At 36.4% G+C, this 25,310-nt stretch carries 23 protein-coding genes; 17 read left to right on the plus strand and 6 right to left on the minus strand.

Annotation, left to right across the window (positions count from 1 at the left end):
- Positions 1-3 precede the first annotated feature (3 nt).
- The 6 genes from IGL98_RS08075 to IGL98_RS08100 all read left to right on the plus strand — a co-directional run bounded on the left by IGL98_RS08075 (position 4) and on the right by IGL98_RS08100 (position 5,975).
- The gene (locus tag IGL98_RS08075; protein ID WP_206912097.1) at positions 4-585 is read left to right on the plus strand and encodes a hypothetical protein; all 582 of its coding nucleotides are present in this window, start codon (positions 4-6) and stop codon (positions 583-585) included.
- Positions 586-728: 143 nt separating this feature from the next.
- Positions 729-1,730: a V-type ATPase subunit gene (locus IGL98_RS08080; RefSeq protein WP_206912098.1), complete on the plus strand. Its 1,002-nt coding sequence runs from the start codon at positions 729-731 to the stop codon at positions 1,728-1,730.
- Positions 1,720-2,031 (plus strand): V-type ATP synthase subunit F, encoded by a 312-nt coding sequence (locus IGL98_RS08085; RefSeq protein ID WP_069644531.1) that lies wholly within the window; start codon positions 1,720-1,722, stop codon positions 2,029-2,031. The genes IGL98_RS08080 and IGL98_RS08085 overlap by 11 nt, the downstream gene beginning before the upstream one ends.
- 151 nt (positions 2,032-2,182) lie before the next feature.
- On the plus strand, positions 2,183-3,964 hold the full coding sequence (locus tag IGL98_RS08090) for a V-type ATP synthase subunit A (RefSeq protein WP_206912099.1): 1,782 nt from the start codon (positions 2,183-2,185) through the stop codon (positions 3,962-3,964).
- The gene (locus tag IGL98_RS08095) at positions 3,957-5,333 is read left to right on the plus strand and encodes a V-type ATP synthase subunit B (RefSeq protein ID WP_206842196.1); all 1,377 of its coding nucleotides are present in this window, start codon (positions 3,957-3,959) and stop codon (positions 5,331-5,333) included. The genes IGL98_RS08090 and IGL98_RS08095 overlap by 8 nt, the downstream gene beginning before the upstream one ends.
- A gap of 6 nt (positions 5,334-5,339) precedes the next feature.
- Positions 5,340-5,975: a V-type ATP synthase subunit D gene (locus tag IGL98_RS08100; RefSeq protein WP_069644534.1), complete on the plus strand. Its 636-nt coding sequence runs from the start codon at positions 5,340-5,342 to the stop codon at positions 5,973-5,975.
- A gap of 47 nt (positions 5,976-6,022) precedes the next feature.
- On the opposite strand, the gene IGL98_RS08105 is transcribed toward IGL98_RS08100, so the two are convergent.
- Positions 6,023-6,964, minus strand: coding sequence for a serine hydrolase (locus IGL98_RS08105; protein WP_206842561.1), 942 nt, complete (start codon positions 6,962-6,964; stop codon positions 6,023-6,025).
- Positions 6,965-7,270: 306 nt separating this feature from the next.
- Here IGL98_RS08105 and IGL98_RS08110 point away from each other — a divergent pair, with 306 nt between their 5' ends.
- Together IGL98_RS08110 and IGL98_RS08115 are read left to right on the plus strand one after the other, a co-directional pair.
- Positions 7,271-8,806 (plus strand): ABC transporter permease, encoded by a 1,536-nt coding sequence (locus tag IGL98_RS08110; protein ID WP_206912100.1) that lies wholly within the window; start codon positions 7,271-7,273, stop codon positions 8,804-8,806.
- Between the two features lie 15 nt (positions 8,807-8,821).
- Entirely contained in the window at positions 8,822-9,481 is a 660-nt protein-coding gene (locus IGL98_RS08115) for an ABC transporter ATP-binding protein (protein ID WP_206842200.1), read from the plus strand.
- A 48-nt stretch (positions 9,482-9,529) separates the two neighbouring features.
- Here the strand turns inward: IGL98_RS08115 and IGL98_RS08120 are convergent, their stop codons facing one another.
- From IGL98_RS08120 to IGL98_RS08130, 3 genes are read right to left on the minus strand one after another with little or no spacing between them, the layout of a single operon-like run.
- Positions 9,530-11,425: a fructose-1,6-bisphosphatase gene (locus IGL98_RS08120; RefSeq protein WP_206912101.1), complete on the minus strand. Its 1,896-nt coding sequence runs from the start codon at positions 11,423-11,425 to the stop codon at positions 9,530-9,532.
- Positions 11,426-11,442: 17 nt separating this feature from the next.
- Positions 11,443-12,252 (minus strand): pyruvate, water dikinase regulatory protein, encoded by an 810-nt coding sequence (locus IGL98_RS08125; protein ID WP_206842204.1) that lies wholly within the window; start codon positions 12,250-12,252, stop codon positions 11,443-11,445.
- Between the two features lie 59 nt (positions 12,253-12,311).
- Positions 12,312-12,947, minus strand: a complete 636-nt coding sequence (locus tag IGL98_RS08130; RefSeq protein WP_069644539.1) for a helix-turn-helix transcriptional regulator — start codon at positions 12,945-12,947, stop codon at positions 12,312-12,314.
- 154 nt (positions 12,948-13,101) lie between these two features.
- On the opposite strand from IGL98_RS08130, the gene ppdK reads away from it, so the two are divergent.
- From ppdK to IGL98_RS08165, 7 genes are all read left to right on the plus strand, one after another.
- Positions 13,102-15,732 (plus strand): pyruvate, phosphate dikinase, encoded by a 2,631-nt coding sequence (gene ppdK / locus IGL98_RS08135; RefSeq protein WP_206912102.1) that lies wholly within the window; start codon positions 13,102-13,104, stop codon positions 15,730-15,732.
- 139 nt (positions 15,733-15,871) lie between these two features.
- The gene (locus tag IGL98_RS08140) at positions 15,872-16,978 is read left to right on the plus strand and encodes a serine hydrolase domain-containing protein (protein WP_206842210.1); all 1,107 of its coding nucleotides are present in this window, start codon (positions 15,872-15,874) and stop codon (positions 16,976-16,978) included.
- Between the two features lie 91 nt (positions 16,979-17,069).
- Entirely contained in the window at positions 17,070-18,371 is a 1,302-nt protein-coding gene (lysA, locus tag IGL98_RS08145; protein WP_206842214.1) for a diaminopimelate decarboxylase, read from the plus strand.
- Between the two features lie 190 nt (positions 18,372-18,561).
- The gene (locus tag IGL98_RS08150; RefSeq protein WP_206842216.1) at positions 18,562-19,530 is read left to right on the plus strand and encodes an alpha/beta fold hydrolase; all 969 of its coding nucleotides are present in this window, start codon (positions 18,562-18,564) and stop codon (positions 19,528-19,530) included.
- Positions 19,531-19,545: 15 nt separating this feature from the next.
- Positions 19,546-19,914 carry an EamA family transporter gene (locus tag IGL98_RS08155; RefSeq protein WP_206912103.1) on the plus strand — a complete coding sequence of 123 codons (369 nt, stop codon included), beginning with the start codon at positions 19,546-19,548 and terminating at the stop codon, positions 19,912-19,914.
- The gene (locus tag IGL98_RS08160) at positions 19,911-20,258 is read left to right on the plus strand and encodes an EamA family transporter (protein ID WP_206912104.1); all 348 of its coding nucleotides are present in this window, start codon (positions 19,911-19,913) and stop codon (positions 20,256-20,258) included. Before IGL98_RS08155 ends, IGL98_RS08160 begins: the two co-directional genes overlap by 4 nt.
- Before the next feature lie 436 nt (positions 20,259-20,694).
- Complete coding sequence (locus IGL98_RS08165) at positions 20,695-21,132, plus strand: hypothetical protein (protein ID WP_206912105.1); 438 nt, start codon at positions 20,695-20,697, stop codon at positions 21,130-21,132.
- Between the two features lie 320 nt (positions 21,133-21,452).
- On the opposite strand, the gene IGL98_RS08170 is transcribed toward IGL98_RS08165, so the two are convergent.
- Together IGL98_RS08170 and IGL98_RS08175 are read right to left on the minus strand one after the other, a co-directional pair.
- Positions 21,453-21,794 carry a metal-sulfur cluster assembly factor gene (locus IGL98_RS08170; protein WP_069644547.1) on the minus strand — a complete coding sequence of 114 codons (342 nt, stop codon included), beginning with the start codon at positions 21,792-21,794 and terminating at the stop codon, positions 21,453-21,455.
- Positions 21,795-21,979: 185 nt separating this feature from the next.
- The gene (locus IGL98_RS08175; protein WP_206842223.1) at positions 21,980-22,546 is read right to left on the minus strand and encodes a helix-turn-helix domain-containing protein; all 567 of its coding nucleotides are present in this window, start codon (positions 22,544-22,546) and stop codon (positions 21,980-21,982) included.
- 303 nt (positions 22,547-22,849) lie between these two features.
- On the opposite strand from IGL98_RS08175, the gene IGL98_RS08180 reads away from it, so the two are divergent.
- Together IGL98_RS08180 and IGL98_RS08185 are read left to right on the plus strand one after the other, a co-directional pair.
- On the plus strand, positions 22,850-23,914 hold the full coding sequence (locus tag IGL98_RS08180; RefSeq protein ID WP_206842225.1) for a dipeptide epimerase: 1,065 nt from the start codon (positions 22,850-22,852) through the stop codon (positions 23,912-23,914).
- Positions 23,915-23,930: 16 nt separating this feature from the next.
- The gene (locus tag IGL98_RS08185; RefSeq protein ID WP_206912106.1) at positions 23,931-25,301 is read left to right on the plus strand and encodes a transglutaminase-like domain-containing protein; all 1,371 of its coding nucleotides are present in this window, start codon (positions 23,931-23,933) and stop codon (positions 25,299-25,301) included.
- Positions 25,302-25,310: the final 9 nt, after the last annotated feature.

Genomic DNA, 25,310 nt, shown 5'->3' on the forward strand with positions numbered 1-25,310 from the left:
AAAATGGATGCAATCGAAAAAATCGTCGAACAAATTCTAGAAAAAGGGCAAGTAGAAGTTTCAGAACTGAAAAAAGTTGAGATGGCTCGTATTGATCGAAAATATCAAGAACAAGAAGAAGCGCTTTTTTTACAAGAAAGTAAACTGATTGAAAAAAATCAAGAACAAACAGATAAAGCGTATAAACAAAAATCAAATCGACAACAATTGGAAATCAAACAAGCAACGTTGAATCAAAAGCAAGGCTATCTAGAACAACTTTTTGCAGAATCAGTTGAGCGAATGAATCATTGGACAGAAGCGGAATTTCAACGCTTTGTCGAACAAATCATTATTCAGTTGCTGGTTGAAGGTAAGGCGGCTTTAAAGTTAGGAGAGTTTTCAAAAGGAAGGTTATCTGAGCAATGGCTTGCAGAACATTCTAGTGAAAAACTAACGTTGAAGTTAGAAAAAGAAGTTATTCCAAATGATGGTGGATTTATTGTGTCTAAAGATGGGATCGAATATAACTTCTTATTTACAAGTCTAGTTCAAGAAATCAAAAAAATGGAAAGTTTCAAAATAGCAGAATTGCTGTTTCGATAAAATGAATGTTTAAAGAGTTTGTTTTGCTATGTGTTATCTAGCTACGCTTTCGATTTGAAACACAGTGAGTAAAATGAACGGATGTTGAAAAATACAAGGTGACTGAAAGGAACGTTGTTACTTATTCGATTAGGAGGGTCATAATGAGAGAGACTGCATATAATCAAATTAATCCTTTGATTCGTCTTAAAGAAACAGAACTTTTAAGTAATGCTCAATATGAACAATTATTGAATGCAAAAAACACGGATGAACTAAAAGATAGTTTAAAAAATACGGTATATGGAGCGTATACGACAGACGATTTTGCTGAAACTTTTGAATATATCTATTCAAAAGAGAAGGGAAAACTTTATGAATGGCTCTATGAAATGGCACCAGAACCAGAAGTGATCACAATCTATACTTCTAGAGCTACATTTCATAATTTGAAAGTCCTGACAAAAGCTGAGCTTACGGGACAAGATCTGGACTATCTGTTTATTGATGATGGTCGCTATTCATTAGAGACTCTGAAGAGTGCAATTCGTACGCGTGTCTCAACTGAATTACCAGTGCAGCTTATGAATGCCGTTCTTGAAGTGTTGGATTATTTTCAAGAATCTTCTACGCTTCACGCAATCGATATTATTTATGATCGAAATTTCTTAACCCTTCAGCGCCAATTAGCTGAAAAATTAGGTAATAAAGATATCGTGGCAGAAGTTACAGCATTTATTGATTTGACAAATATTTCTACAATGGCTAGGGGAATCCTTCAAGGACAACATGAAAATTTTTTATCGACTGTGTTATCTAGTTCAGGTAGTATCCCAAAAGCAACATTTTTAGAATATGCGGAACAGTCATTAGTTGTCTTTACTGATTTTGTTTTGAGCACGACTTATGGCGCACTCTTAGCACCAATCGTCTCTGCTGAAACAAAAACCTTAGATCTAGTTGCTTTTGAAAAAGCCAAAGATGATTATCTGACTAGTCTGTATGATAAGGCTAAAATTATGGCTTTTGGACCATTACCGTTGCTTGCATTTTTAAATGCTAAAGAAGTAGAGTGGAAAAATTTACGTTTGATTCTAGTTAGTAAACGAAGTAACTTTCCAGTAGAAGTCGTTAAAGAAAGGATGCGCATGGCAGATGGCTTATAAAATTGGTGTAATCGGTGATAGAGATTCTGTTATGCCGTTCAAACTTTTTGGCTTTGAGGTTGTTTATGCAATCTCGTCAAAACAAGTGAGAGAGACGATTGAATCAATGGCGAAAAATAATTTTGGCGTTATTTTCATCACAGAAGATGCTTCTGAATTAGCTGTTGAAACGATCAAGCGTTATAAAAGTGAAGTTACACCAGCGATTATCTTGATCCCAAGTCACAATGGTACCAAAGGGATTGGGTTGAAGGAAATTCAAGATAATGTTGAAAGAGCAGTTGGACAGAATATATTGTAGACGGTTGAGAGCATGTTTAGCTTTACTTGATCTAGCTTTTGGGAAAAAAGATAAAATAAGAAAGAGGCAAAGAGCGCCTCAGTCCTATTTTTCTATTTTTCGGTCGGAGTTGAACGAGCCTGCTCAGCTTTTCTGAATAGGAGGAACAATTTTGCAAACTGGTAGAATTATTAAAGTATCTGGTCCTTTAGTTATGGCTGAGAATATGTCTGACGCAAGTATTCAGGATATTTGTCATGTAGGGGAATTAGGTGTTATAGGAGAAATTATTGAGATGCGTGGAGATGTCGCGTCTATTCAAGTATATGAAGAAACAACAGGAATTGGACCCGGAGAACCCGTTGTAACGACTGGGGAAGCATTGTCAGTTGAGCTGGCGCCAGGCTTGATCTCAGAGATGTTTGATGGAATCCAACGTCCTTTAGATACATTTGCTGAAGTAACAGAAAGTAACTTTTTAAGCAGAGGGGTTCAGATCCCTGCATTAGATAGAACGAAAAAATGGCTATTTGAGCCCACTGTTTCTATTGGAGATGAGGTTTCTGCAGGAGACATCGTTGGATTAGTTCAAGAGACGAAAGTGATTCCTCATAAAATCATGGTTCCATTCGGTATTAGCGGCGTTGTGAAGGAAATCAAAAAAGGCGAGTTCACGATCGAAGAAACAGTCTACATTATCGAAACAGCTACAGGTGAAAAAGAATTTACGATGATGCAAAAATGGCCAGTTCGTCGTAGTCGTCCGATTCTAGAAAAATTAAATCCGGATGTACCGCTTCTCACAGGTCAACGTGTTATTGATACGTTCTTTCCTGTTACAAAAGGTGGAGCAGCAGCTGTTCCAGGTCCATTTGGTGCAGGAAAAACCGTGGTGCAACACCAAATCGCTAAATGGGCAGATGTTGATTTAGTTGTTTATGTAGGGTGTGGTGAACGCGGCAACGAAATGACAGATGTATTGAATGAATTTCCTGAGCTGATCGATCCAAGTACGGGGGAATCGGTGATGGAGCGAACTGTCTTGATCGCAAACACCTCTAATATGCCTGTAGCAGCTCGTGAAGCATCAATCTATACAGGAATCACAATTGCCGAATACTTCCGTGATATGGGCTATTCTGTAGCAATCATGGCGGACTCAACTTCTCGTTGGGCAGAAGCATTACGTGAAATGAGCGGACGTTTGGAAGAAATGCCAGGGGATGAAGGGTATCCTGCATACTTAGGTAGCCGTTTAGCGGAATATTATGAACGAGCTGGACAAGTTGTAGCTTTAGGGAAAGATCATCGTGAGGGAAGTATCACAGCAATTAGTGCTGTTTCACCTTCTGGCGGAGATATCTCTGAACCTGTCACTCAAAATACGTTACGTGTCGTGAAAGTTTTCTGGGGATTGGATGCGACATTAGCGCAAAAACGTCATTTTCCATCTATCAATTGCCTCCAAAGTTACTCTTTATATGATTCAGAAGTTGGTAAATATTTAGATCAACAACTTCAAGTTGAGTGGTCTGAGATGGTTATGGAAGGGATGCGCATTTTACAAGAAGAATCGCAATTAGAAGAAATCGTTCGACTAGTCGGAATTGATTCGTTGTCTGATAAAGACCGTTTGACATTAGAAGTTGCGAAATCGATTCGTGAAGATTACTTACAACAAAATGCCTTTGATGATGTTGATACATTTACCTCAAGAGAAAAACAATATAAAATGCTACACTTGATTTTAACTTTCTACAAAGAAGGACAAGCAGCATTGGATTTAGGCGCTTATTTATCTGAAATCATGGCTGGTACAGTTGGTATTAGAGATCAAATCGCCAGAAGCAAATACGTACCAGAAGAACAAATCGACCGATTAGACGGCTTAGTCGATGAAATGAAACTAACGTTAAAACAAATTATCGCAGATGGAGGGATGACGAATGATTAAAGAGTACCGTACAATCAATGAAGTAGTTGGTCCCTTGATGATCGTTGAAAAAGTTGAAGGGGTCAAATATGAAGAATTGATCGAAGTTCGTATGCAAAATGGTGAAATTCGTCGTGGACAAGTGCTTGAAATCAATGGCGATAAAGCCATGGTTCAGATTTTTGAAGGAACCAGCGGCATCAATCTTCGTGATTCAAAGGTTCGCTTTTTAGGTCATCCTTTGGAATTGGGCGTGTCAGAAGATATGGTAGGTCGGATTTTTGATGGTTTAGGTCGTCCAAAGGACAATGGCCCTGAGATTTTACCGGAAAAAATGGTTGATATCAATGGTGAAGTCATCAATCCAGTCGCCAGAGATTACCCAGATGAATTTATTCAAACAGGAATTTCTGCAATCGACCATTTGAATACCTTAGTTCGTGGACAAAAATTGCCAGTATTTTCAGGTTCTGGTTTGCCTCACAAAGAGTTAGCTGCTCAAATCGCTCGTCAAGCAAATGTTTTAAACAGTGATGAGGACTTTGCCGTTGTTTTTGCGGCGATTGGGATCACATTTGAAGAAGCTGAATTTTTCATGGAAGATTTTCGTCAAACAGGAGCCATCGATCGGTCCGTAATGTTTATGAATTTGGCCAATGATCCGGCAATCGAGCGAATTGCTACCCCCAGAATGGCGCTTACAGCAGCTGAATATTTAGCGTATGAAAAAGGTATGCACGTTCTTGTGATCATGACAGATATGACCAATTATTGTGAAGCATTACGCGAAATTTCTGCTGCTCGTCGTGAGGTGCCAGGACGTCGTGGTTATCCAGGGTATCTTTATACTAATTTAGCCACATTGTACGAACGAGCTGGCCGTATTCGTGGATTGAAAGGGTCTGTTACCCAAATTCCAATCTTAACGATGCCAGAAGATGATAAAACCCATCCGATTCCGGATTTAACGGGTTATATTACGGAAGGGCAAATTATTTTATCTAGAGATTTATATAAGAGCGGAATCCAGCCGCCAATTGATGTATTGCCTTCGTTGTCTCGTTTAAAGGATAAAGGAACGGGTGAAGGAAAAACTCGAATCGATCATGCCCCAACAATGAACCAGTTATTTGCAGCATATGCTCAAGGAAAACAAGCGAAAGAATTAGCAGTCGTTCTTGGGGAATCGGCATTGTCAGAGGTGGATAAAATCTATGCAAAATTTGCGGATCGTTTTGAAAAAGAATACGTCAATCAAGGGTTTTACACGAATCGTTCCATTGATGAAACACTTGATTTAGGCTGGGAACTATTATCGATGCTTCCAAGAACTGAATTGAAGCGTATCAAAGATGAGATGTTGGACGAATACTTGACTGAAGGAGAGTGACCGATTATGGCACGGTTAAATGTGAATCCCACTCGAATGGAACTCTCTCGTTTAAAGAAGCAACTTGGAACGGCAAGTCGTGGCCATAAATTATTAAAAGATAAGCAAGATGAACTGATGCGTCGCTTTATATTGCTCGTCAAAAAGAATAATCAGCTGCGAATCGATGTAGAACAAGAATTGACAGCCGCATTATCTAACTTTGTATTAGCTAATGCAACACTGAACGAAGCTTTTATCGAAGAATTGGTAGCTGTTCCTGCAGATGATGTCACACTAGATGTCATTGAAAAAAATATTATGAGCGTGACGGTTCCAATCATGAATTTTCACTATGATGAAACAGTAACAGATGCACCGCTAAATTACGGTTATCTAAATTCAAATGCAGAATTAGATAGTGTTTTTGACAAAATTTCGAGTATTTTACCAAAACTGCTGGAATTGGCAGAAGTTGAAAAGACCTGTCAATTAATGGCAGAAGAAATAGAGAAAACGCGTCGACGTGTGAATGCTTTAGAATATATGACGATTCCTCAATTAGAAGAGACGATTTATTATATTCAAATGAAATTAGAAGAAAATGAACGAAGTGAAATCACTCGTTTGATCAAAATCAAAAATATGGGTGGTAATACGTAATAAATCCAAAAATAGAGAAAAGATAACAGATAACCGTTATCTTTTCTCTATTTTTTTGGATAGTCATTGCTTTGTATCGTCCATAATCGATCTGTAATGGTTGAGATAAATGAAATACCCGCTTCCGTCTGTCCATTCGTAAACACAGTTAAAATAAAAGGATGCTCCGTTTCTAAGATACCAATATCATGTAAGAATCCAGCATAGGAACCTATCTTATGTGCGACTTTCCCTGATGTTGTCGGCGTATCCATACGTTCGTGGAAAACAGTGTTTTTCATATAATCATAAATCGTTTGATATTCTTGATTCGATGATTTTTCTTCATATAAAATTTTAAGGATTTTTGCAGCATCCTCAGAAGTGAACTTTGCATCGTCCCAATCTGTTTCTTTTTGCAAAAAATGAGCATAAAGGGCTTTTTTTGCTTCGACATCTCCGCCAAATGTGTCATAGAGCATATTTTTAGCGATATTATCTGAATACGTGATGTTGTATTCCTGTAGTGTTCTTAACGAGTAGGTTGGCTGAACATCGTTAATAATAATGCCCGTACCATCTTCATAATCTTCTTTTTCGTTAAATGTAAGCTGGTCATCCCATTTTAAACCGCCAGCCTGAACTTTGTCTGCAATCATCATAGCTAAGGGCACCTTGATTGTGCTGGCGCTATAGAATTCTTTCGTCCCATCAACTGAAATCTGCTTTCCAGTTGTCAAATCCACGTATGTTATCCCTACTTCACCATTAAAGCTTTTTGCAGTTTCTGTCATTGTTTGTTCGATTTTATGATAAAAAGCTGTCAGTTCTGGACTGTCTTTTTCTTTTGGTTCAGGATTTTTAACAGCAGAAGCAGATGCTGTTTTTAATGGAACGGTAATTTTTTCACTCGTTTCAGTTTCGTTTGCGTAATCTACTGTATGAGTAGAAAAAAAGAACGAAACAATCAAAAAGAAACAAATAGAGAAAATCATCCCATATAGAGTCATTTTCTTTTTTTCCAAATACCTTTCGTTCCTTTCAAAATTAGAATTGTAAGGATCATATCTGTGAATAATTATAGGAAATTTAATGCCTATAAAAGGTTTCGCTAAAAAATGCGACCACAACCATTTAATCACTTTTTCTATAGATTTGCAAGGCGCTTTATAGAGAGCAGCGAGAATAAAACGATGAAATTATGCTTTAAGGTTTGTTTAAGGTAAGAGGAATAAAGTAATAGCTGTTCACGAGTAGAGTTATGTAAGAAACCATACGGAACATTGCTATCCATATTTGAGGAGGAATTACATTTTATGAATTTTATCAAACGTGCATTATTAAGTATGAAGTCAAAAAAAGGTCGAACATTTTTATTATGTGCTGTCTTTTCAGCTATTTTGATTTTTGTTTTAGCTGGTTTAACGATTCAAAGTGCCGCCCTAACTGCGACTGAAAACGCCAAAAAAAGCGTGGGCGCAACGGTTACATTGTCAGCGAATCGACAAGCAGCGATGAAAAAAAATCAAGAAGGGAATACAGGAGAAAAACCAGATCCAGGCAGTTTTAGTTTAACACCTGTTTCATTAGCAGATGCGCAAAAGATTGCTGATTTAGCTAATGTGAAGTCATATTCATTTTTATCTTCATCCTCTGCGGGCGCAGGTGACGGCATTACGCCGATTTCTACTGACTCAGAAAGTGAGACAGCAACATCATCAACAGTTGATGATGATCAAACAAATGGTGAAGCTTTAGGACAGCCTCAAGAAGGAGGGAGAATGGGTGGCGGTCCAATGGCTGATATGAAGCAAAGTGATTTTCAGGTGAGCGGTGTAATGAATTTGTCTATGTCGAGTGATTTTTCCGACGGGACTGCTGAGATCACGAGTGGTGAAGCCATTAGCGAGTCAGATAAAGATACAAATAACGTTGTGATCGAGCAAACGTTGGCTGATGCAAATGAGTTAAAAGTCGGTGACACATTTAAGGTAACTGATCCAGAAGATGACACAAAAACGTATGAATTAAAGATTAAAGGAATTTATAAAACTTCTGAAAATGGCGATAGCATGGGGATGATGTTTAATTTCTTAAATCCAGCAAATACTTTATATACATCTTATACATTTGCGAACACGTTAAAAGGGGATGACGCAACAGGCACCATTGATTCAGCAGCTTATACATTGGATGATCCCAAACAGATGGATACCTTTGTTAAAGACGCAGAAAAATTGATTGACACAGACAGCTTCAGCCTACAAACAAACGATCAAGCGTATCAACAAATGTTACAACCTTTGAATAATGTTGCAAACTTTGCCAAAAATATCGTTATTTTAGTGGCAGTTGCAGGAGTAATCATACTGACTTTGATCGTGATGATGACAATCAGGGAAAGACGTTATGAAATTGGCGTATTATTATCACTTGGAGAATCTCGTTTCAAAGTAGTTTTACAATTTTTCAGTGAAATCATTATTTGTATGTTTGTCGCGTTAGTGATTGCGACCTTTAGCGGAAATATTGTAGGAAATGTAGTCGGTGAGCAGCTGATCAGCCAACAAACAGAATCTGTTCAGCAATCTGCAAATAATCAAGGTCAACCAACGGAAAAAGGTGATAGAGGAGGAGAACAAAGACAAGGAGGACCTGGCGCTGGCGGTATGAGTAGACTTGGTGCAAGCTCTGAAGAATCAGCGAAAGCAATCGAAGAGTTAAACATCTCTGTTCAACCAAAAGAAATCGCAACATTAGCTGGATTAGGACTTTTAATCAGCTTCTTCTCGATCGTATTATCGTCCATTGGAATTTTAAGACTACAGCCTAAAAAAATCTTGACCACATAGAAAAGAGGAAATGCGATGTTACAGACACAAGAAGTAGGGTATTGGTATAAAAATGAACAGGAATTTCTTTATAAAAACGTTAATTTAGAATTTCAGCGTGGAAAGATGTATGCTATTTTAGGGGCAAGCGGCTCTGGTAAGACGACATTTCTTTCGTTGATTGCAGGATTAGATGTACCTAAAACAGGATCTATTCTTTATAATGGAGATGCGCTTACTAAAATCGGCCTTAGAAATTACCGGAAAAACGATGTATCAATTATTTTTCAAGCGTATAATTTATTGCCTTATATGTCAGCTTTAGATAATGTTTTAACAGCAATGGCGATATCCAATTCAAAACAAGCAGATAAACAAACTTATGCGTTGGAAAATTTAGCGAATGTCGGGATCGATGAAACTTTGGCTAAAAAGAGTGTAACTCAGCTATCAGGAGGACAACAGCAACGTGTAGCGATCGTTAGAGCACTTTGTTGTGATCATGAACTGATCGTAGCGGATGAGCCAACAGGAAATTTAGATGAAAAAACATCAAAAGATATTGTTCAATTATTTCAAAAAGTAGCACATGATCAGCAAAAATGTATTATCATCGTGACGCATGAACAAGAAGTAGCAAAAGCTTGTGATGAAGTCTATGAACTAAAAAATCAAGCATTCGAGTTGATCAAGTAAAAATAAGAACAAAGACGCAAGAAATTAGTGCATCTTTGTTCTTATTTTTTAATTGGAAGAAACTCGGGTGATATGTTCTAATCGCTGTTTTAGTTTTATAGTGTCTTTGATCAAAGTGGCGCCGATCGTTGTATCTTTTACTTTTAACCGTTTTACCTGACGATCAACGATTTGCCTTGTAGAGATAATATCATCATTTTTTTCGAGTGCAGTTTTTTTATCCGAAAAAGGTTTATGTGCGGCTAATTGCATACCAAAAGAATTATATAAAAGTGTATAGCCGCCAATTCCAGTTACTTTTTGGTAAGCACGTGAAAATCCGCCATCTATGACAAGCATTTTGCCATCAGCTTTGATCGGTGATTCTCCTTTGATCAGTTTTACTGGAGTATGCCCATTGATAATATGTGCGTCAAATTCATTAAGATCAAAAGCATTTAAAATATATTGGCAAATGTCAGAACGATTTCTTAACTCATAATAAGCATTTTTTTCTTCCACATGGGTTTGTGTTTCTTGGATAAAATAGCGTTCAAATGTTTTCATTGCTTTTTTACCAAAAAGAGATGAATGCTCACCACACCATAGGTACCAGACAATATCAGTTGAAAAATCTTCTGTTTGCCATGGTTTTGCAAAAGCTTGTTTGATCTTTGTCTCAAAAAAGTCAAGTAAGCTTTTACCGGCATATTTTTTTCCATTAAAAATCACAGATTGAAAAGAACCATCTTCATTAAGCGGTATGCAGCCGTGAATCAACAGGTTATGATTATAAGAAAGGTATAGTGAACCTTTTTCTACTAGAAAAGCCATATGTTTATTTAATTTTTGAGCGTGTTGAAATTGCTGTAGTAAATCTGTTATGACGTGCTCTTCTTCCTCAGACAATTGATAGGGATCAGACCAATCAATTGTCTGAAAGCATGAATTGATCAAATTATAAGGCTGACCATCGATCATAAGTTGGTCGTTTTTTATTTTATCCAATAGTAATCGATGATCCATTTGAAATTCTGGGTGGCGTTTAATCAATTGTCCTTCAAGTTTTTCTTGAATGATCGCCATTGCTTGCTGGATTTTCATTGCATCGTTTATTTCTGTTAGTGTAAGTTTTCTATATGGATTTTTCTTGGGCATAAAATGACTATTTTCCTGATAGAAGTTACGACTGTATGATTTTAATAAAGTTAAATCGATTCCATAAGCATCCTCTAAAAGGTCAAGATTACCATAACGGGCACAAATCCTCAGGACATTGGCCAAACAAGCTTTTGATCCACTCACAGCCCCCAGCCAGATAATATCATGATTTCCCCATTGAATATCAAGTGAATGATAGCGAGTCAAAGAATCCATGATTTTATCAGGATGAGGGCCACGATCATAAATATCTCCAATCACGTGAAGGTGATCAATCACAAACCGCTGAGTTAGATGGGCTAGATCTGTAATAAAACGTTCCGCTTCACCGAGTTCGATGATTTTTCGAATGATTTGTTTATAGTATGCTTTTTTATTGGTCGTTTCATCGTACTGATAAATCAATTCCTCTAAAATATAGGCATAAGTCTCAGGCAGCGCTTTTCTAACTTTAGATCGAGTGTATTTACTTGATGAAAAACGGACAATGACCAAAAGATTCTCGATAGCCTCAAACCACCAATTTTGAGGGAGTGGTTGCTGAAATGTCAAAGACTGAATTTTTTCTTCAGGATAATAAATCAAAAAACACAGTTCATCGATTTGTTCTGCAGAAAGTTCTTGATTGAAAAGTGTATTAACTTTTTCTCGCATACTTCCCGAACCATTTCTTAAAATATGGTTGAACGCCTCAAATTCTCCATGAAGATCACTGATGAAATGCTCAGTTCCTTTTGGTAAATTCAAAATGGCTTCTAAATTTATAATTTCGGCAATTAGCTCATTTGATTGGCGATTACTCATATTAGGACTCCTTATTGTTAGTTTTGAGCCAAATCTTCGATGATCGTTGTTGTTTCTTCAATCGATTTTTTATCAACATTGATCACTAAGGCATTGTATTTCTCAAAAACACTATTGGCATAATCTAATTCTTCCTGAATACGATCGGCATTAGTATAGGCAGAATCTTCCTTTAAGCCTAATGAATGCAAACGAGATTTACGGATGCCCATCAAACTGTCGATACTCGTTGTTAAACCAATAATTTTTTTAGGGTCGATTTGATCTAATTCAGCAGGTAAAGGAACTTCGGGAATTAGTGGTAGATTTGCAACTTTATGATTTCGGTTTGCCATATACATGCTTAATGGAGTTTTAGAGGTACGAGAAACACCTAATAATACATAGTCAGCTTCTAAGAAACCTTTGGAATCTTTACCATCATCGTATCTCACTGCAAATTCAATTGCTGAAACACGGCTAAAGTATTGTTCGTTCAATTTATGGATGGCCCCTGGTTCTTGTAAAGGCTGAACACCAAAGGTACCTTCAACGATTTCGCTTAATGGACTCATATAGTCGACGTACTGCAATCCAGTTCGGTTTGCAAAATCCTTAACCAGATTCACTAGTTTTTTATTCACCAATGTTGTAACAACAACAGCTTTGTCATGTAAAGCATCTCTCAAAATCGGCTGCAATAATTCTTCATCGGTAATAAATGGAAAACGTTGAATATCGCTCATATCAATACTTGGATATTGGGCAGAGACTGCTGAAATGATTTTTTGTGCAGTTTCACCAACTGAATCTGATACTAAATAAATTTTGATTTTGTCGTTTTGCATGAATACACTCTCCTAATTTTTAAGGTTCGATTTTTGATATTTTTCATTATCTCTGATTATTAATAATTCTCTTTTTCGATATCATTACCAGCATTGATAAAGTAAGACATCATTCTCGTTTTTGTTACTTTCCCAATCACTTTTTTAGGTTGATCGATTTCAACAACAGGTAAGGTATCGATGTTATGTTGTATCAAAAGGCCGCCCGCTTCTAAAATCGTACGGTCACGAGTGATCGTGATGATGTTTGGCATACGACTCATGATCATCGCAACAGGTGTTTTTTCAGTATTAGGATTACTAATAGCTGCTCGTAGTAAGTCTTTACGAGATAAGACACCATTCAATTCATCGTTGTCATCTTTAACATATAAAGAACCGACATCGTACATAAATAAATTTGTGACGGCATCATAAACTGTTGTACTTTGATGAATAAGTATCGGTGGAAGCATAATATCTTCCACTGTTTTTTTGTATAATTTTTCATAAAGCAAGGGCTCAATTGTCTGACCTGTATAAAAATAGCCAACTTTTGGTCTAGCATCAAGCAAACCAGTCATCGTCAAAATCGCTAAATCGCTTCGCAAGGTTGCCCGGCTTAAACCAAGCGTTTTGGCGATATTGTCACCGCTGATCGGTTCATTTTCCTTAACAATTTTGATGATCTCCAATTGTCTTGAGGTAAGTTTCATTTTATCGACCTACTTTCTTAATGTGACACACTAATTATTATATATTTCTTATAAAAATAAAGCAACAACAAAAAAAAGGATATACTAATTCTTGTTGACAAGAAATGTGATACACAATATAATCGTAATTATATTAATGTGATACACTATATAAATGGATAAGGAGATTTTGCTTGTGAAATATGTGATTGATTTTTCAGATGGAAGTAAAGAACAAGGTGATTTATTAGGAGGTAAAGGCGCTAATTTAGCTGAAATGACAAAACTGAACCTACCTGTACCGACAGGTTTTACGATCACAACGGAAGCTTGTTTAGATTACTTAAAAAAGAAAGAAAATGTTTCAAGTGACCTTAACGCAGAAATTCGACAACACATTATTAAAATGGAAAAAAGAACTCAGAAGAAATTTGGGGATGCTTTAGACCCGTTATTGGTTTCAGTACGAAGTGGTTCAAAATTTTCAATGCCAGGAATGATGGACACGATTTTAAACTTAGGTTTAAACGATGAGACAGTTCTTGGATTGGTACAAAAAACAGGAGATGGTCGTTTTGCTTTTGATTGCTATAGAAGACTCCTGAAAATGTTTGGGGATGTGGTTTGTGGTATCGATAAAAATCGATTTGAAGAACAGCTTGATTTTTACAAATCAAAGAAAGAATATCATTCAGATACAGATATGCAAGCAGAAGATTGGCAGGAATTGGTAGCGGTTTATAAAAATATTTTTCTAGAAGTGACACATCAGGCGTTTCCTCAAAATCCATACGAGCAATTAATGTTGGCAGTAGAAGCTGTTTTTCGTTCACGGAATAATCGTAGGGCAGTTACTTATCGCCGGTTGAATGATATTTCTGATTCATTGGGAACCGCAGTCAACATTCAAGAGATGGTTTTTGGCAATTTTGGCGCTGATAGCGGTACAGGTGTTGCATTTACTAGAAATCCTGCAACAGGTGAGAAAGGGATTTTCGGCGAATTTCTATTAAATGCACAAGGGGAGGATGTTGTTGCAGGAATACGGACCCCTCAGCCGATCAGTGAGCTTAAAGCCTTGATGCCAGAAGTATATCAAGAATTTTTAACGTTAAGTCAATTGCTAGAAAGTCACTACAAAGATATGCAAGATATTGAATTTACGATCGAGAATCGAAAATTGTATCTTTTGCAAACTAGAAATGGCAAACGAACAGCAAAATCTGCATTCAAAGTCTGCATTCAATTAGTTGAAGAAGGAATAATCTCGAAAAAAGAAGCGATCAAACGCATTAATCCAACCATGATCACTCAATTGCTTCATCCTGTTTTTGAACCGGATGAATTAAAAAATGCGGTAGTTTTTGCTAAAGGGTTGCCAGCCAGTCCAGGGGCTGCAAGTGGAACGATTTATTTTACTGCAGAACAAGCGAAAAAAGCGAGTGAACAAGGTGAAAAAGTTATTTTGATTCGTCAGGAAACTTCACCTGAGGATATCGAAGGCATGGTAGTTAGTGAAGCAATCGTAACTTCTAGAGGTGGTATGACCTCTCATGCGGCTGTAGTAGCACGGGGAATGGGCGTTTGTTGTGTTGCAGGTTGTGAGGAAGTTTATGTGGATGAATTCTTAGAGCAAGCAACAGTAGGAGATATTATCTTGCGTAAAGGAGATACAATTTCGGTTGATGGAACAACAGGAACCATCTATCTTGGTAGTATTCCCTACATTGAAGGGGATGAATGGCAGTTATTAGAAACAATCACGTGCTGGGCTAAAGAAGGAGCTAGTATTGGTGTCAAAGCCAATGCGGAAACGCCAGCGGATATTAAAACAGCATTGAAATTAGGAGCGCAAGGGATTGGTTTAGCAAGAACAGAGCATATGTTTTTCGGTGAAGAACGAATAGTTGAAATACGTAAAATGATTCTTGCTGAAAATAAAGAATCCCTCATAGCACCATTAGATCGACTAAAAGAATTCCAAAAGAATGATTTTCGAGCGATGTTTACTTTATTAAAAGGTAAAGCGTGCACCATTCGTTTGCTAGATCCACCATTACATGAATTTTTACCGCAAACAGAAGAGGAAATTATTCATTTAGCAAATGAAACAAAGCTGACAACAGCTGAGATCAAACATCGTATTGAAGAATTGCACGAACATAATCCAATGCTTGGACATCGTGGATGTCGTTTAGCAGTTACAACACCTGAAATCTATGAAATGCAAGTAGCAGCTATCATTGAGAGTGCAATAGAAGTTGCACAAAAAGAAGAGACACTAGAAATTGTACCAGAAATCATGATCCCTTTGATTGGTAGTAAAGAAGAGATGGCGTGGTTAAGAGAACGCTTAAAACAAACGATCCAAACAATTTTTGTTAAAACCAACCAAGTCATTTCATACAAAATAGGCACCATGTTAGAGATACCAAGAGCTTGTTTAACAGCTGAAAAAATAGCAGAAGTTTCTGATTTTTTCAGTTTTGGAACGAATGATTTAACACAATTAACCTATGGCTTTTCCCGTGACGATTCTGGTAAATTTATTGGAGCGTATCAAGAGAAGAAATTACTAAAAGAAGATCCGTTTCAGCATATTGATGAGGATGGCGTGGGTAGCTTGATGAAAATAGCTGTAGATAAAATCAGACACGTTGATCCATCAATTACAATTGGTGTTTGTGGTGAAATTGGCGGAGATCCTCAGTCAATTCGTTTTTTGAAAAAAATTGGCGTGGATTATATCTCGTGTTCACCATATAGGATTCCAGCAGCTATCTTGACGATTGCACAAGAGCAATAAAAAAATATTAGGTGGACTAAAACGGTGCTTATATGGTGTTGTTTTAGTCTATTTTTAATTTCTTTTTTCTTAGTGTTCTGCTTTTTTTTCAGTAAATGTTATAATTTATTGGAAGTGGATCAAGAAAGAAGTGAACAACATGAATAAGCGATGGAAATGGTCTATTGTAGGAGGAATGCTCCTTTTGCTTTTTATCCTTTTAAGTAGTTGGTTTTTTAACAAAGAAAATGGTCTGTTCGTAGAACATTTATCGGAAAAGCAAGCAAATAATCAGAAAGGGAAGCTGTCGAAATCTGACAGTAAAAAGAATATCGATCAGCTGATCAATGAGGCTCATTTTCAAGGTGCAGCTTTGTTGGTTAGCCAAAATCAGATTTTTTATCAACAACATTATGGGTATGCAGATGCGCAAAATAAGCGTCCAAATAAAATAGACGGTCTATTTCCAATTGCTTCCTTACAGAAAATAATCACAGGGTCACTTATTTTAGAATTAGTGAAAGAAGGTAAACTAAAATTAGATACTACTTTAGATACTTTTTATCCAGAAATCAACTTAAGTCAGACCATCACGATTCAACAATTGCTTGATCACAACTCTGGTATTCTTATGGACGAAGAGGAACCAGACAAGCTTTTGACAGATCAGGAAAGCCAGATAGATAATGTTTTAGATTCCTTGTCTGTGGTCGGAAGTAAGGGATTTAATTATACGAATAGCAATTATACAATACTTGCTGGTATCCTCTCTAAACTCACAGGTCAATCTTATGAGGAAGTTGTCCAAAGAAGAGTGATTGATAAGCTATCATTGAGCCATACTTATTTTTGGGATAACCTACCTAAAGATGAAATAATTCCAAAACCTTACTTTTATATGGATGAAGATTACCAAGCAGATCCGTTTCCGGCAAATGAAAAGCTATTCTCCAGTTTATTAGGCGCGGGCAACATGTATATGTCAACTGAGGACTTTTTGGTATTCATTCAAAGTTTGGCAAATGGAAAGCTTTTTGAGCAAGCTGAATATGAAAAACTAGCAGGTGCTAAAGAAGATGGGTATCAGACAGGAATAATCTATTTTGATGATTTAAAATATTCAGAAGGTAGCTTAGGTGGATATGGTACAGTAATCTATGGTGATCAAGATAATCAAAATCTAGTGATTCTTTTTGCCAATCAGCCAGCAAATGATGGTATGCGAGCATTGAGTGAAGAACTTTATAGTCAGCTACTAAACAGGTAAGTGCCTATTTGTGAAAAGAATGAAAAAGAGATAGGAAGTTTTTCATTTTTATGCTATTATTTTTAATAAATCAATTGAAGAAGGTGAAGAGATGCCACTATTATTTGGAACAGCAGAATTTAACGAACAAGAGCATTTAACGATCGGTGGTTGTGATACGGTTCGTTTAGCTGAGAAATATGGAACACCATTATTTGTTTATGATGTTGCGCATATTCGAGAACGTGCAAGAGGATTTAAACAAACATTCAACTCTTTAGGAGCAAAAAATAAGGTGATTTACGCAAGTAAAGCATTTTGTTGTTTAGCGATGTATAAACTTTTAGAAGAAGAAGAGCTAGGTTGTGATGTGGTTTCTGCTGGGGAAATCTATACGGCAATCAAAGGCGGTATGTCACCTGAAAATATTGAATTCCATGGAAATAATAAGACCAAAGAAGAACTTGCATATGCCGTTGAACAAGGTGTGGGTACGATCATTATTGATAATTTTTATGAGATCGACTTGTTAAGTACTGTTTTAAAAGAAGCTGGTAAGAAACAAAACGTCATGTTTCGTATTACACCAGGTGTGGATGCCGAAACCCATGAGTATATTTTAACTGGACAAGTAGACTCTAAATTTGGTTTCGATGTGAACAGTGGACAAGCGACACAAGCACTAGAAAAAATCTTAGCAGATGAGCGTTTGGTTTTAAAAGGAGCCCATTGCCATATTGGGTCACAAATTTTTTCTGCTGAAGGATTTTTAGCAGCTGTCGAAAAAATGTTGCTCATCTTAAATGAATGGAAACAAACGTTTGATTATACGGTCGATATTTTGAATATGGGTGGCGGATTTGGTGTGCAATACACGGAGGCTGATGATCCATTAGAGCCAGAAGCATTTGTTAACGCTATTGTAAATGCAGTAAAAGGTCAATGCGAATTGTTAGATTACAGATTTCCAGAAATATGGATCGAACCTGGTCGCAGTATTATCGCTGAAGCTGGAACAACGATTTATACAGTTGGTGCACAAAAAGTCATTCCTGATGTACGTCATTATGTGTCAGTAGATGGTGGAATGGGTGATAATATTCGTCCAGCATTATATGATGCAGTTTACGACGGATTTTTAGCAAACAGAATCAGTGCAGAAGCACCAGCAGAAATGAGAATTGTCGGTAAATATTGTGAATCAGGGGATATTTTAATCAAAAATATCGAGTTACCGCCCATGGAACCAGAAGATTTATTTGCTATGACAAGTACAGGCGCTTATGGTTATTCAATGGCGAATAATTATAATCGTAATTTAAAACCTGCTGTTGTTTTTGTAGAAAATGGTCAGGACAAATTAGTGATTCGTCGCGAAACGTATGAAGATTTGATTTCATTAGATTGTGAGTAATAAACGATAGAGAGGATGGAACAGAGGGATTACTTTTGCTCCTATCGTTTATCCAGATTCCATGTGAGTGGGATATGACTCGAAGAGTTATGTCCTACTCGCTTTTTGTTTTGAGTACATCCATACTTTTTTTCAAAAATAAGAGTATAATTAAATAAGGAGTCAAATTTTTAGAATTGAGGTGTAGTGCGTGAAGTGGATTGTATTGATCTTGGTTGTTTTATTGATTTTGATTGTTGCAGTTTCTGTTTATGCAGCGAATTTTTTCCTAAATGTAGCACTTTTTAGAGATAATAATTGGTATGACAAGACGGGTCATAAAATGATGAATCCAGATAATTTCAATAAAGGAAAATCTCAATATGACCTTACTGAAGAGCAACAAATTCAACAAGGTGATCTATTTTGGCAAGTAACATTTGCGAAAGATCATTGGATAGAAACAGACGGAGAAAAATTGTACAGTCGATTGATCAGGCCACATCCTGAAAGTAAAAAATGGGTAATTTGTGTTCATGGTTATCGTTCATATGGTAAGCGCGATATGGCTTATGTTGCATCAAGTTTTTCTGAACAGCAGTATAATATTTTAGTTCCTGATTTAAGAGCGCATGGCAAAAGTACAGGAAATGTTATTGGAATGGGTTGGCTGGACCGTTTGGACTTATTAAGATGGATCCAAGAAGTCCTTGTAATTGAACCAGCAGCTGAAATCATTCTGTTTGGAGGATCGATGGGAGCGGCAACGGTGATGATGACAAGTGGCGAAACATTACCCGATAATATCAAAGGTCTAGTTGTAGATTGCGGCTATTCATCTGTCTACAGCGAGTTTGGTGCTATGCTGCAATCGGCATTCAAGTTACCAGCGTTTCCTATATTGACGATTGCAGATGGTTTGGCTAAAAAGAAAGTCGGCTACTCATTGAAAGAGGCTTCCTCCGTTGCTCAGTTGGCTAAAAATGATTTGCCGACGCTGTTTATTCATGGTACCGGTGATAAATTTGTTCCTCATCAAATGCTCTATGAAAATATGGAAGCAACGAATGGTGTAAAAGAAAGTTTGATTATTGAAAAAGCACCTCATTTATCTTCATTTATTTATGAACCAGAGCATTATTTTGACACTGTTTTTGAATTTGTTCATCGTTATTGTTAAGAAAGGGGAAATCATGTGGATGCTAAAAATAAACAACAGAAGTTAAGTTTAGGGATTATCTTGATTTTGATTGCGGCTACCTTGAGTAGTTTAGGTCAATTAGCATGGAAATTTGGTGCTGATGGAACCGGAAGTTATGCGATCCTTCTTTATGCAATTGGTTTTTTAGCTGCAGGAGCGGGGATGTTTTTTATGATGGCGGCCTTCCGTTATGGTGAAGTGTCCATTTTACAACCGATGATGAGTTTGGGGTTTGCTTTGTCGATCCTTTTAGGGGCATTATTTTTGAATGAAAGTATTACGTGGTATAAATTACTTGGAACAGGTTTTATTATTGCAGGTTCGATCCTTTTAGGCATTGAAGGAAACGAGGCGACTGTATGATCGATTACGCAGCAATTTTGATGATCCTGGTCATTACGACTTTTTCTGGAAGTGCAGGTGCTTTGGCTTTGAAAAAAGGAATGAATGATCTTCCTCAATTAAGCCTGAAGTTAGTGTTGAAGAATGGTTGGATTTATTTAGGATCGTTCCTATACATTTTAAGTGCGGTAACTAATATTGTTTTATTAAAATTTTTAGACTATTCAATCGCATTTCCAATGACATCATTGACGTATGTTTGGACTGTTATTATTAGTTACTTTATTTTTAAAGAAAAGCTGAGTGTTCGAAAAGTTTTAGCTGTAATTTTAATAATCATGGGCGTTTTTATTATCAGCCAATAAAGCATGTGATTGGTAATGAAATCATTCTAGTTGTACTATAGATTTATAAAACAACAGGAGGGATTGCGATGACCGTCAAATCAAAAGGAATCGATAAAATCAAATTATTGCAGGCCGTAACAACGATCGTGACAGGAATCTTTATGTTGAATGCAGTATTGAAAGCAAGCAAAAAATAAATACGTGTACTCGTAAGTGTTACTGCCGTTGCTCTTTACAAGAGCATCGGTAGTAATGCTTTTTTTGTGCCTAAAAATAAGTTGGGAGACTTTTAAAAGGTTGCTCTAGTTGCAACACTATATACTTAAATAAAGTAAGTAAATCAATCCAAAGGAGGTAAAATAATGAATAAAAAACTCAAAATCTTACTGTTTTTCGTAGTGATGTTGGTACTTTTATCAGGATGCGTAATTGTGCGGATGTAAGGAGGAAAGAAATGAAAAAAATGATCGTTTTAATATTTTTTTGCTTATTTATATTGTCTGGATGCAAGATTGAATGTAATAGCCCCCAAAGTGCCAGAGATGATAATTACGGAGTAAATGCTGGAAGTAGCTATAGTAGTGAAAGTAGTGGTGATGATAAAACAAGCGGTACACTTGTCTCAAAAACAGGTACAGGAGACGAGGTCATTACGAATTTGCCTTTTAAAAAAGGACCTATTGTTATTGCACTCAAGCATGATGGACAAGCAAAATTTACTGTAAAAATGTTAGATAGTAATGGTACTGTAGTAGCAACTTTAGTTGATAAAACGGGTAGTTATTCAGGGAAAGTTATTGTTCAAATTCCAAAAGATGCGGATAATTATATTCTGGAAATAAGAGCAGATGGCAAGTGGCAAATAGAGACTTCAAAAGCGGATGTGTATTAGAAGAGTATGGTTGTTAATTAGAAAAATAGTACTGGAAATATTAAAAGTAGAAGTGTTCTGTTATTTAGAGCGCTTCTACTTTTATTTATGCTAACTGTTTATTTATTGATGTTTACATAGTATATATAGTTCTGTATAATTTACTTTGAGTAAAGTGGTTTGCCGATCTTGACTAACTGTCATAGTGAAGTACTTCTGCGGCAAAATAAAGTAATCTGGCCAATTAAACATCTGTGGTATAGATATTCTAACTAAAACGAAAAAAAGAGTCAGAGTAATCATGTTCATTACCCTAACTCTTGCAAATTACTATTAAAAAATTATCGAATACCTAAAGCAATCCGAGCATAACGTGACATTTTATCAGTCGTCCATGCAGGATACCAGACTAATTTTACTTCTGGATTTTTCACTTCAGGAATTTCTTTTAACGCTTCATGGATTTGTTCAGTAAGAACATCAGCTAATGGGCAGCCCATAGTAGTTAAAGTCATTTTGATAACAGTATCACCATTTTGGGCGAATTCAACTTCATAAATCAATCCTAAATTAACGATATCGATTCCAAGCTCGGGATCGATTACTGTTTCTAGCGCTGTTAAAATTTGCTCTTTGATATCTTCAATCTCTTCAGCAGACCATTCTTGATTTGTTTCAGTCATTGTATCTACTCCTTTTTTGTAGTCGTCCGATGACTCTAAACGAATCGCTCGTATGAGCCGTAAGGCACTCTTTTACAGTTTGTTCTTTTCATATGATACCTTTTTTTAAATACTTTGTAAATGAGAATCTTTTTCAATGAAGTCGTTTCGATAAGCGGAGTTGATCAATGGTGATAGACGATATTCTAAAATTGCATAGTAAAAAGCATCAGCTCATTTTCAGTTGCATTAAGAATATTATGTTGGGTAAAAGCTTCTAAAAATATGGCATCCCCTTCATGTAAGAGAAGTACTTCATCTTTTAGTTCGATAGTTGCTTCACCTTTAATTACGTAATTGATTTCACAAAGATTGTGAGCAATTTTTTTACCGCTAGAGGATGATTGAGCATCAATATAAATTTTTGAGATGACCATATTGTTTGTATGTACTGGTAAATTGAACAACGTATCATAGTAAGTTGAGTTTGTTTGCCATGGATTATAAATTGTACCAGAAGAGTTTCGAATTACTTTGTAACCATTTTCTGAGGTTTCGTTATCTGGAATAACTTGAGGTGCTTCATTTGCTAGAAGTGAAGCGACAGTGACATCTAATGCATCAGCGATTTTTCTTAGAGCTTCAAGTGAAGGGCGATTTGTACCACGTTCTATTTGCGATAAGAAGCTTGCGGAGTAGCCTGTCTTTTCGCCAAGTTCAGTTAAAGTGATCTTTTTTTCTTTCCTTAAAATCTTAATTTTTCTAAATTCCATCTACAGCCGTCCTTTGTTTAGAGTCCTTTTTTCATTCATATTATCTCGGATTCGTTACAAAATTACAAGTACTTGGTATTTGATTAAAAAAAACACATGTAAATCTCATTATTATATTGACATTTACATAGAGTAAATTTAAAATTGGAACAAATAATTCAAAAATTGTGGTAAAATTTAATTCAAAATTCAAAAAAAGCTGTTTATTATTTCTTTTAGACATAATTATTATTTTGTCGGCTATTAATAATAAGCATAAAAATGAGTATTGATTTAGGTCAAATTACTATTGGGGGAAATAAATTGAAAATTACAAAAATCAATGTAGCACCAAAAGCAGTTAAGCTAAAAGAACCGATTACGATTTCACTTGGAACAATCGAACATTCGATGAGTGCAATTGTTGAAATTGAAACGGATGAAGGGATCATAGGCTACGGAGAAGGATCACCGGGGATTTTGATTACAGGTGAAACGTTAAAAGGAACTACGGAATGTATCCAACTATTTGAAAAGCAATTACTAGGCGTTGATCCTTTGGATATAGAAAAAATCCATAGTATCATGAATTCTATGGCAGCGCATGCACCTTCTGCTAAGACCGCAATCGATATTGCTTGTTACGACTTATTTGGGAAAAAGGCAAATTTACCAGTTTATAAACTTTTAGGCGGTTTTGATTCATGTGTTAAAACAGATATGACAATTGGGATCGATACACCTGAGAAAATGGCTGAAAAAGCAAAATTGGCTGTTTCGCAAGGCTTTGACACATTAAAAATAAAGGTAGGGACGGGTTTTACTGCAGATATAGCGCGTATCAAAACAATCAGAGAAGCTGTTGGTACTCAAATAAATCTTCGTTTAGATGCTAATCAAGGGTGGAAGCCGAAAGAAGCTGTGAATACGATCAACCATCTAGCTCAATACGGCATTGAATTAGTTGAACAGCCTGTTGCTTACCACGATATTGAAGGATTGGCTTTTGTTACAAATAATGTTTCGACACCGATCATGTCAGATGAAAGCTGTTTTAACTCTAAAGATGCCTTACGCTTAATTAAAGCACGTGCAGTTGACTTTGTGAATATTAAGTTGATGAAATGCGGTGGTATTCATGAAGCATTGAAAATCAATAGTATTTGTGAAGCTGCAGGTGTTGAATGTATGATTGGATGTATGGTGGAAGAAACCAATATAGGTGTGACTGCTGCGGCACATTTAGCAGCAGCGACTAAAAACATCACAAGAGCAGATTTAGATGCAACTTTTGGATTGAATGAAGTCGCAATACCAGGCGGTGTGGGGCTGGAAGCAACAAGCCTGCTCTCTTTAACAGATAAAGCTGGTTTAGGTTTGAGTAAATAAGAAAGGTGAGTGTCACATGTATTACGATTTAAAATTTATGAGTGTACCTTTGCCGGAAGACATCATTAAGTTGAAGAATTATGGTGATTTTAAAGGGGCGGAAAAGTTAATTGAACACCTATTATCAAATGAACTACCCGAGGCATTGAGAAAGCGCTTGGAAATCGAGCAAGACATCATTCGAATCGTTGGTATCAATGAGTATCCATTTGACTTTGACGAAGCCAGCAAAATGATGAAAGAAACATTCAAAGAGTACCAAGAGCAAGAACTAACAGTATTAAAAGAAACTGGAAAAGTAGATTGGCTTTATATTGATGGCAAGATTCATTTTCAACGTCGTTTCCTAATGAATTTGATCAAGACACAAGCTGATTATGAAGCAAGACTGATCGTTAAAGAAGATAATGAAGTAGATCGTTTAAGAAAACAAGAACTGACCCAAAATGTTCAATTAATGAAAGAACAAGGAGGCAGAAAAGTAAAAATTCATTTGAAAGCAAGTATTCAAGTGAAAAAAGAATATGAACGCCCAGGAGAAAAGGTCAAAGTGTATCTGCCTTTGCCAAAGGATTGTAAACAGGTATCAGATATTCAAATTTTAAAAACGACACCTAAAGCGACGTTTATTGCACCTGAAAACGAAGCACAGCGCACCGTTTATTTTGAAACAATTTTAGAAGAAGATCAAATTTTTTCAGTAGAATACAGCTACACGAATCAAGTTGACTATGTAGAGCTGGATCCAGAAAAAGCAGCTGAGTTACAACCTGAATTTGAACTAAATGAAGAATTACCACACATTCGCTTTACACCCTATTTGGAACAATTACTTGCTGAAATTCTATCAGGAGAAACCAATCCAATAAAAAAAGCGCGAAAAATCTATGATTTTATCACAACTAAAGTCAATTATTCGTTTATGCGGGAATATTTTACGATTGAGAACATTTCAGAGTATGCTGCAGTCAATTTAAAAGGGGATTGCGGCGTTCAAGCTATTTTGTTCATCACTTTATGCCGAATGGCTAACATCCCCGCAAAATGGCAGTCAGGGCTATATGTATCGCAATACTATACTGGTTGTCATGATTGGGCGCAATTTTATGTAGCACCTTATGGTTGGGTTTTCGCTGATTTATCTTTTGGCGGTGGTGCGCGTAGAAACGGAGATTTAGATCGTTGGAATTATTATTTTGGCAATTTAGATATTTTCAGAATGCCGGCAAATAGTGAAATCCAAAAAGATTTCAATCCGCCAAAACGCTTTTTACGAGCAGATCCAATCGACAATCAACGTGGGGAATTTGAATATGTAAATCAAGGTCTTCCTTATGCTTACTTAGAAGTGAAACAAGAGTTAGTGTCAATGGTGGAACTTGTATAATAAATAAAA

The organism is Enterococcus sp. DIV0840 (assembly GCF_050527835.1).
In the GTDB taxonomy this organism is placed as follows: domain Bacteria; phylum Bacillota; class Bacilli; order Lactobacillales; family Enterococcaceae; genus Enterococcus_L; species Enterococcus_L ureasiticus.